The 8,505-nt window shown below is 44.0% G+C and carries 10 protein-coding genes; 4 read left to right on the top strand and 6 right to left on the bottom strand.

Annotated elements, in window-relative coordinates:
* Positions 1-95: 95 nt before the first annotated feature.
* Together PLH26_RS17640 and asnA are read right to left on the bottom strand one after the other, a co-directional pair.
* Positions 96-1,340: a PQQ-dependent sugar dehydrogenase gene (locus PLH26_RS17640; protein WP_324587352.1), complete on the bottom strand. Its 1,245-nt coding sequence runs from the start codon at positions 1,338-1,340 to the stop codon at positions 96-98.
* A gap of 70 nt (positions 1,341-1,410) precedes the next feature.
* Positions 1,411-2,436 (bottom strand): aspartate--ammonia ligase, encoded by a 1,026-nt coding sequence (gene asnA / locus PLH26_RS17635; RefSeq protein ID WP_324587351.1) that lies wholly within the window; start codon positions 2,434-2,436, stop codon positions 1,411-1,413.
* Positions 2,437-2,955: 519 nt separating this feature from the next.
* Here asnA and PLH26_RS17630 point away from each other — a divergent pair.
* Entirely contained in the window at positions 2,956-3,585 is a 630-nt protein-coding gene (locus PLH26_RS17630; protein WP_324587350.1) for an endonuclease III domain-containing protein, read from the top strand.
* Between the two features lie 14 nt (positions 3,586-3,599).
* Here PLH26_RS17630 and PLH26_RS17625 read toward each other — a convergent pair whose 3' ends face one another.
* The 4 genes from PLH26_RS17625 to PLH26_RS17610 all read right to left on the bottom strand — a co-directional run bounded on the left by PLH26_RS17625 (position 3,600) and on the right by PLH26_RS17610 (position 5,760).
* The gene (locus tag PLH26_RS17625) at positions 3,600-3,950 is read right to left on the bottom strand and encodes a hypothetical protein (protein ID WP_324587349.1); all 351 of its coding nucleotides are present in this window, start codon (positions 3,948-3,950) and stop codon (positions 3,600-3,602) included.
* Between the two features lie 58 nt (positions 3,951-4,008).
* Positions 4,009-4,260 carry a short-chain dehydrogenase gene (locus tag PLH26_RS17620; RefSeq protein WP_324587348.1) on the bottom strand — a complete coding sequence of 84 codons (252 nt, stop codon included), beginning with the start codon at positions 4,258-4,260 and terminating at the stop codon, positions 4,009-4,011.
* Positions 4,261-4,764: 504 nt separating this feature from the next.
* Complete coding sequence (locus tag PLH26_RS17615; protein ID WP_324587347.1) at positions 4,765-5,187, bottom strand: hypothetical protein; 423 nt, start codon at positions 5,185-5,187, stop codon at positions 4,765-4,767.
* Between the two features lie 69 nt (positions 5,188-5,256).
* The gene (locus PLH26_RS17610) at positions 5,257-5,760 is read right to left on the bottom strand and encodes a VOC family protein (RefSeq protein ID WP_324587346.1); all 504 of its coding nucleotides are present in this window, start codon (positions 5,758-5,760) and stop codon (positions 5,257-5,259) included.
* A gap of 196 nt (positions 5,761-5,956) precedes the next feature.
* On the opposite strand from PLH26_RS17610, the gene PLH26_RS17605 reads away from it, so the two are divergent.
* The 3 genes from PLH26_RS17605 to PLH26_RS17595 all read left to right on the top strand — a co-directional run bounded on the left by PLH26_RS17605 (position 5,957) and on the right by PLH26_RS17595 (position 8,126).
* Complete coding sequence (locus tag PLH26_RS17605) at positions 5,957-6,796, top strand: oxidoreductase (RefSeq protein ID WP_324587345.1); 840 nt, start codon at positions 5,957-5,959, stop codon at positions 6,794-6,796.
* A 157-nt stretch (positions 6,797-6,953) separates the two neighbouring features.
* Positions 6,954-7,220 (top strand): hypothetical protein, encoded by a 267-nt coding sequence (locus PLH26_RS17600; protein ID WP_324587344.1) that lies wholly within the window; start codon positions 6,954-6,956, stop codon positions 7,218-7,220.
* 30 nt (positions 7,221-7,250) lie between these two features.
* Positions 7,251-8,126: a sulfite exporter TauE/SafE family protein gene (locus PLH26_RS17595; protein ID WP_324587343.1), complete on the top strand. Its 876-nt coding sequence runs from the start codon at positions 7,251-7,253 to the stop codon at positions 8,124-8,126.
* The last annotated feature ends 379 nt before the right edge of the window (positions 8,127-8,505 follow it).

The raw sequence follows: 8,505 nt of genomic DNA, 5'->3' as shown, positions 1-8,505 counted from the left end.
GCGGGCGTCCGGTTCAGTAGAATCTTAGCGGCATGTCTTCTATACCGGCCTGCCTTTTGAGGAGACAGCCTCATATTAATAAACGGTTTGCGGTTCTATTGTTTGCTGATCCTGTACATATTTCCGCCGTCGGTAACTGCGTACAATACGCCATTGCTTTGAGCAACATCACGGAACCTTTCTTTTTTGTCTTCCAATAATCGTTCTTCACCTACCACTTTATTATTTTCTATCACCAGCCTTACGATGTGCATGCTGGAAAGACCGCTAATGAAGAGGTTGTTCTTCCATTCAGGAATATCATCGCCGGTATAGAACACCATGCCGCTTGGCGAAACCACAGGATCCCAGTAATATACAGGTTGTTGCAGTCCTTCTTTTTGCTGAATAGAGTCTCCTATCTTTCTGCCATCATACTCTATTCCGTAGGTAATGGTTGGCCAGCCGTAGTTTTTACCTGCCTCAATAATATTTACTTCATCGCCGCCGCGGGGGCCAAACTCAACCTCCCACAAATCACCGGTTACGGGGTGAAGATCAAGGCTTTGTGGGTTGCGTACGCCATATGCATAAATTTCCGGCATTGCATCTTTCTGATCAATAAATGGATTGCCCGGGGCAGGTTTGCCTTCTTTGGTGATCTTAAAGATCTTACCCAAGCCGGAGTTCAGCCATTGTGCCTGTTTGCGTCCTTCCAGTATGGATCGTTCACCCGTACTTACAAACAGGTTACCATCTTTATCAAATATCAGGCGGGAGCCGAAATGATTTTTGCTCTCTAATGCAGGTGTGGCACGAAAAATAACAGTAGGGTTTTGAATGGTAGCTTCATCGGCTGAGATCTGCCCTTTGGCTACAGCCATTAAATTTCCCTTGCCCTGCCTTTCTGAGAATGACCAGTAAATGGTTTTGTTTTGTGCAAACTCCGGATCAAATGCTACATCAAGCATACCACCCTGGCCGGCATCATCTACTTTCGGGAAACCCGTAATCTTCTTAACCAGTGCGCCGTCTGCACTATGGATCTCCATGTAACCCGACTTTTCTGTTATCAGCAGCCGCCCGTCGGGCATAGGAACAACGGCCCATGGTCTGCCCAGGTTTTCAGCTATCTTTTCCACTTTATAAGGGGTAGTGGTTTTTACGCCATTTACCCTGGTTTGTCCTTCAAAAGCTGGCTTGTAATCTACGTTGGGAGCGTTTGTTTCAACAGGCGGGAGCGTCGCGGAATCTGCAGCGGATCCGCCGGCTGTATTGGCAGATGAGCTATTGCCCGCACATCCGCAAAACGAAACAGCAGCAGCAATAACTGAAAAACAGGCGAAGGTTTTCATTTGCATAAAAATTGTCTTTGGTTTTGTAAGATGTAAATATAATCAAAGTACGGGTTTATGCATCCTGTTTAATTCATTACAGCAAAACAATTCCCTTCTCGCACATCTTTTTCTTTTCTTCTGCCGACCATATGCTTACCTGCACTTCCCCGATATGTGATTTCCTTAATAAAAACATGCACAACCTCGATTGGCCAATACCTCCGCCAATGCTTTCGGGCAATCCTCCGTTTAGCAAACTGCTATGGAAAGGAAGGGTTGATTTTTGTTCACAGCTTTTTTCTTTAAGTTGTCTTACCAATGCGTTTTTATCTACACGGATACCCATGGAAGATATCTCAAATGCCGACTGTAAAACAGGATGCCATACAATGATATCTCCATTTAATCCCTTGTATCCTTCTTCATTTTCAGTGCTCCAATCGTCGTAGTCTGCTGCACGGCCATCATGGGGATCGCCGTTCGATAGCTTGTTGCCGATACCTGTAATGAATACTGCTCCGAACTCTTTTGCAATAGCATTTTCCCTTTCTTTGGGTGTAAGGCCGGGGAAGCGCTGTAACAGTTCTTCAGAATGGATAAAATGTATCTGTTCCGGAAGTTGAGGCTGCATGTCAGGATAATACTGGTAAACGATCTGTTCTGTTTCTTTTAAAGCGTTAAAGATAGCCGTTACCGTGTCTTTCAGGTACGACAAAGTTCTGTCGGCCGCATCAATGTGCTTTTCCCAGTCCCACTGGTCAACATAAATAGAATGTATAGGACTGTAATCTTCATCCGGCCGAAGCGCACGCATATCGGTAAGAATTCCCCTGCCGGTGTCTACATCCAGTTCCTTTAACCGAACGCGTTTCCATTTGGCCAAAGAGTGAACCACCACAGCGCGTTGTTCATTCAAAGATTTGATAGGAAATGAAACAGGCCGCTCAATACCATTCAGGTCATCATTCAATCCCGTTCCGTCCAGCACAATAAGCGGAGATGACACTTTTATCAGGTGCAAATAATCACACAGGAACCGGCTGAAAGTATCTTTTACCAGTGTTATTGCCGCTTCCCTTTGCAGGATTTCATTCATCAATATGATATTTTTGGAACGCAAATGTCGGGTTTTAATTTATATTTCTATATTTCCGCTATCATGCATCTGATCAAAAAAAAGATTTTCCTTTGAACAGGCATCGATTCTATCCATCGCCCTTTACGGTTAAAAACGTTCCCGCAAATAAATCCCAACACAAACCGATTGGGATGCATTTAAAATTCATCCTGCACTCAGGTGCAACAAAGCAGAATACACCATTTTAATTTATTGAAAATGAATTGGTTAATGACGGTGTATATATAATTTTCGCAATCAAAGCATATTATATTATTTCATGGATTGCACTATAACATTCATGTTGACAATAGCATCTGAACCCCTTCGTCATGCCGAAAGTCCCATAAGCAGCTCAGCAGTGTGTCTGTTGTGGGGCTGAAGCAACACTCACGATCAGGAACATAAGACTTGTAATCTATTATTATATTCCTTTTTTTGAAGTGAAAGTTTGGAATACATCCAACCGATTGTACTGCGCCTATTATCTTTTTAAGTAGATTTACCCTCTAAATTTTTGCCATGTCTGCCGCAATCAACTGGGCCGAAGCCATTAAGCCGCTGATCAGAAAGTACAAAAGCAAAAAGCATCCCCTGGAATATGAAAACGTTTATCAACTGGTGGTAATGGTAGTTTTATCGGCACAGGACTCCGACAGGCATATCAATGATCTCGCACCCAAATTATTTGAGGCCTTTCCCGACATAAGGTCCCTTTCAAATGCTACTCCCGAAACCTTAACGCCGTTTATAGGATCCGTACGCAATTTTGGCAATAAAATAAAATGGCTGATGGAGATGGCGCAGACGATCAAAGATGATAAAAATATGCCATCAACGCTTGATGAGCTTACTGCTTTAAAAGGCATTGGCAGAAAATCGGCAAATGTTATTTTACGCGAATCAGGCAAACCGGCGGAGGGCATAATTGTAGATCTGCATGTAGTGCGGGTTGCACCACGTTTGGGTATAGCCACAGGAACCGACGCCAATAAAATTGAAAAACAACTGATGGCTGCACTGCCTCAAAAAGAATGGGATGCGGGCATGGCTATGTCGTTCCTTGGCCGGGAGATTTGCAGGCCACAGCCCAAATGTGAGATATGTCTTATGAATACCGTTTGCGCTTACTATAAAACCAACAGACAATAACCCTGCAATTTTTATTACAGCTCCGCATCGGCAGACGCTTCTGCAGGGGGTGTATTGCTTTTGATGCTCAGTTGAAGATCATTGTTCAGCGAAAATTCAAAATAGTGGCCTGCAATTAATTTTTGGGTCATTGCATCCTCCCGCAGCAGGTCGGCCAAATCTTTAGCAACAGCAGCCTGCTTTATTTCAGAATTGATTCGCCCGTTGTTGAGCTGGAGGTGCGTAAAGCTGAATTTGATCTTTCGCCCTCCGGTTGCCCTTTCAAAATCCGTAAAGTTCATATTCAGCTTTTGTTCCGATCCGGCAGAGCGTTTTAAAAGAATAGCGATAACGGGAAGATATTTTTTCCATGTTTGGGTGAACATACAGGTATTATTTTTTCATTTTAATTCTCCAGCGCTACTGGGGAAAAGCAATTTGTTTCTAATTATCACTTAAACGGGTAAACTCTGCGCCGTTGTAAATGCGTGCCAGGCTACTGTCTTTTGTTTTTTCCCATTCTTCTACTTTTGAGTCAGACACAATACGCCAAAAGTTTTTTGATTTCAGTTCCTCATAATCATCCGTGCGGATAAACAATCCTCTTACCGTGGCTCTCTGCTTAAAATGGATATTTACCTTCACATTCTTTTCCGGTTTGCATTCAATGAATTTTTCAATTTTATCGTTTGTCATACGAAAATTTATTTAGTTAAAAAACCTCATTATGATCTTCCTTTCGTTACATTGCTTCATGAACTTCTTCCACAGTCAGCAAGGCATTCCGTTATGTATAACCCGCTATGGCAATACCGTGTTCAACAGAACGAAAATTAACACTTAACGATCGTTTATTCAGCCGGGAATAAATTGTTGGGCAGGCAAAATAAACCTTATCCGCATCCGGCATCCTTGATATAGATTCTTATTTTCCAAACGGAAAAAGCCAAATAAACCCTGAACAGCGTGCTGATGTAAAAGTAAAATACGGTGCAGAGATTGTTCGCTTACAAAAGATTGGCTCAAACAATACTCCAAAGATAAGCTTTATTTGCGATGTAATTGTCCTTTCTGAAAGAGAAATAGCAAGACAAGTCAGTAACCCACCTATTGTAAAACCTCAAACGGTAAAACACTTAATAATGCAATGGCTGTATATAAAATATAATATAAAATACAGAGGCTGCGAAATCTGCGGATTTACGGCCATACATTCCAGGGAATAACGCTCAGCATTAAAAGCAAACCAATGCCATAAAAAACAATGATGCTGCTGTATTTCTTGGGGTCGCTGCCCAATCTTTTGATCCTTGAATAACCAATGGTAACCAATACAACGGCTATAAGCATCATTAAAGGATGTTCAATTATATATAATCTTGACACTTTCTCCTTCATTGCATCTCCCGAAAAGTTGGAAGCGCCTAACGGGGACAGAAAGTAAAGCACTAATCCCAGCAGGAACTGCAGGTGGGCACATATCAATCCAACCAAAGCTATTTTACGGCTTCCTGCTGTAAAGCTTTTTTTGCGCGATGCAATTGCATAAATAATGGCTGCAACCAATCCTGCCAGTAACAAATAAGCCAGTCCCGAATGAAAATGTTTTATCCCGGTATACATAACAACATGAGTTTATTTGCCGCGAAAATAACCCGTTTAAGGGTAAGTTATGATTATAAATGCAAAAAATCAATATTCCTGTTGATCCAGTGTTTTTAAAAGATCGTCAAGATCAAGCGCTTTCGTATACATGTTCAATGACCCATCCGCTTTAGATGGCCAAAGTTCTTTTGGTCTGTCCCAATACAATTCCACGCCATTGCCATCGGGGTCATTCAAATACAATGCTTCCGATACGCCATGGTCGCTTGCCCCCGTTAACGGGTATTTTGCCTTTTGCAGGCGTTCAAAAATAACCGCCAGGTCTTTGCGTGTGGGATAAACAACGGCTGTATGATACAAGCCAACGCCGTATACCGGTGCAGGCGGCGCTCCTTTGCTGTGCCAGGTATTTAAGCCAATATGATGATGATAGCCGCCGGCGGATATGAATGCGGCCTGGCTGCCGTACAGGGTAGTTACTTCAAATCCGAGGAGATCGCGGTAAAATGCCAGTGATCTTTCCAGATCCGATACTTTTAAATGCACATGCCCGATCCTTGCCTGTGCGGGAATAACATAATCTGCGCTCATGATAGCTGCGTTTATGTACAAATGTAAACGAGATTGTGGAACTATAATACAGTATTAATTTACAGGGAATATTTATGATTTTACCCTGTTTCGCAGATCCTTTCCTCGCCTGTTGAGAGAAGACGTAAAATCCTTATGTTCAGGAATGACTAATTTTGATGATGATCACTTAAAAATTCACCTAAAATAAAAATAAATGAATAAAGTATGGTTAATAACAGGCTGCTCCACGGGTTTCGGGCGTGAATTGGCCAAATATGTATTAAAGCTGGGGTATAAAGCGGCTGTTACTTCCCGTAATGCAGATGACGTGAAGGATATTACAGCGCCCTACGGTGATGCGTCCATGGCTATGTCACTTGATGTAACAAAGCAGGCGGATATCAATGCCGCGGTAACACAGACCTTACAAAAGTTTGGACGTATTGATGTGCTGGTTAACAATGCCGGCATCGGTTATTTTGGAGCCATAGAAGAAAGTGAGGAAGATGAAGTACGCCGTATGTTCGAGATCAACTTCTGGGGGCTGGCCCATGTTACCAAAGCCGTATTACCGTTTATGCGCAAACAGCGCAGCGGGCATATCATTAACATATCGTCTATCGGGGGACTGGTTTCTTTTCCGGCCCTTGGGTTTTACAATGCCACCAAATTTGCTGTTACCGCATATTCCGAAGCCCTGGCCAAAGAAACCGCTCCCCTGGGTATAAGGGTCACGAATATTGCACCCAGCGGCTTTCGTACCGACTGGGCAGGCAGATCGGCTAAAGACAGCGCCATAACCATTGACGACTATGCATCCACGGCAGGAACAAATAAAAATACGGTACGCGGTTACAGCGGCAGCCAGAAAGGCGATCCGGTACGGGCTGCAAAAGCCATGGTAAAAGTGGTGGAATCGGAAGATCCGCCGCAGGTGCTGTTGCTGGGCTCGGCTGCTTTAAAGAACGCGAAACGCAAGCTGACCGCACTGCAAAATGATTTCGACCGGTGGGAGGAAGTGACCAGAGGTGCGGATTTCCCGGAAGGGGAATAGAGGTTTCAGGGAGTTTCAGGTTACAGGGCGCGGCATGTTAGGTTGGCGCCTTCCAGCCATGTAGGCCTTTAACCGGTTGGTGAAACCGCAAAATAAAAACTTAACATTGGAAAGGCCGGGCTAATATTATATTTGAGTTATTAAATCATCAAAGCCTATGCCTGATAAAAAAATCTCAAAAAAAGAGCTTCGGGAGCAGATATTCAATAAAGTGGAAACCACGCTGAAAGACGTGAAAGGAGAGGTGGATACTAAAAAGCTTTCAAAGAGGATAAAGAAGGTCAGTGAATGGCTTGCAGATGAAATTGCCAAAACCGCGAAAAAAACGGCAACTCCCAAAGTGAAACCTGCTGACAAAGCAAAAACTTCAGGTAATCGCAGGTCTCCATCAAAATTGCCGGCAACAAAAAAGCCCCGGCAATAACCAATCTCCTTTCGGGAGATACTTTTATCTTTGAGCAGTATCTATTTATGCTGCATGTTTGACCCGGCTTTTTTTGACAACCCGGCCGTATTGCTGGCGACCGGCTTTGTTATCGGCACAATCGGTACTTTAATAGGAGCGGGAGGAGGTTTTATCCTTGTGCCCCTGCTGTTGTTAACGCATCCGCAGTTCTCTCCCGAAATGGTTACCGCCGTATCTATTGTTATTGTGGCTGCCAATGCCATTTCGGGATCGGTAGCATACAGCCGTTCGGGGCGTATTGATTTCAAAGCCGGCTTATTATTTGCCTTGTTTACCATCCCCGGATCTGTATTGGGCGTGTATTCTACTAAATACATTCCACATACCGCTTTCAATATCATTTTTGGTGTCTTGCTGCTCTCCCTGTCTGCTTTTCTTTTGCTGAAAAGAGCAGGCACAGATCCTTTACAGCAGGAAAGCACTGACAAGAAAAGAGGACAGCGGGCTACGGTGCTCACCGATAATGAAAACACGGTATACAGGTATACTTATAACGCATATACCGGTGCTGCCATAAGCGTAATAGTAGGATATCTTTCACCTCTCCTGGGCATTGGCGGCGGTATCATCCATGTTCCTGCAATGGTGCAATGGCTCCGTTTTCCCGTTTACATCGCCACAGCCACCTCTCATTTTATTCTTTCGGTTATGGCTACCGTTAGTGTGATCGTGCATGCCCTGCAGGGCAATTATAATGACCCTTATATATTGCGTATGGTTATATGGCTGTGCGTTGGCGTGGTAGCCGGCGCGCAGTTGGGCGCCTGGCTCTCCCATAAAATAAAGGGAACGGCCATTGTAAAAGCCTTGGCCGTTTGTTTGGCGCTGGTGGCACTAAGGCTATTATGGGGAATGATGTACTAAGGCCCCAGCCCCGCGCACATCAGGGGATATATTCCCTGCTTATCTTTCATCAGTACACGCTTACTATTTCCAATAGTTCCTTTTGTTCTTTGTGTAATAATCTGCTACGTTGCTATGAGTCGCGCCAGGGTCTTCATAAAGTACCGCTGTGAAGGGCCATGAGACCCCTGCGCTGAAGCATATTTTTTACGGTATATATTTTACATCTTGTCATTTTTAGCATTCGCCTGGGTCTCGCTCTTCGCTTCTTACCCACCCGACGAAGACCCCGGCGGGAAAACAAGACAGAATTTAACGGCACAAGCGGGACGCTTGCGCCTGCCGGGGGGAACCAATATTTTTTATGCATGTTCGATTCCCGTTTGTGCCCTGTAGGGAA

Source organism: Agriterribacter sp. (assembly GCF_035444585.1).
GTDB lineage: Bacteria > Bacteroidota > Bacteroidia > Chitinophagales > Chitinophagaceae > Agriterribacter.
This window is presented reverse-complemented; position numbering and strand designations above follow the sequence as displayed.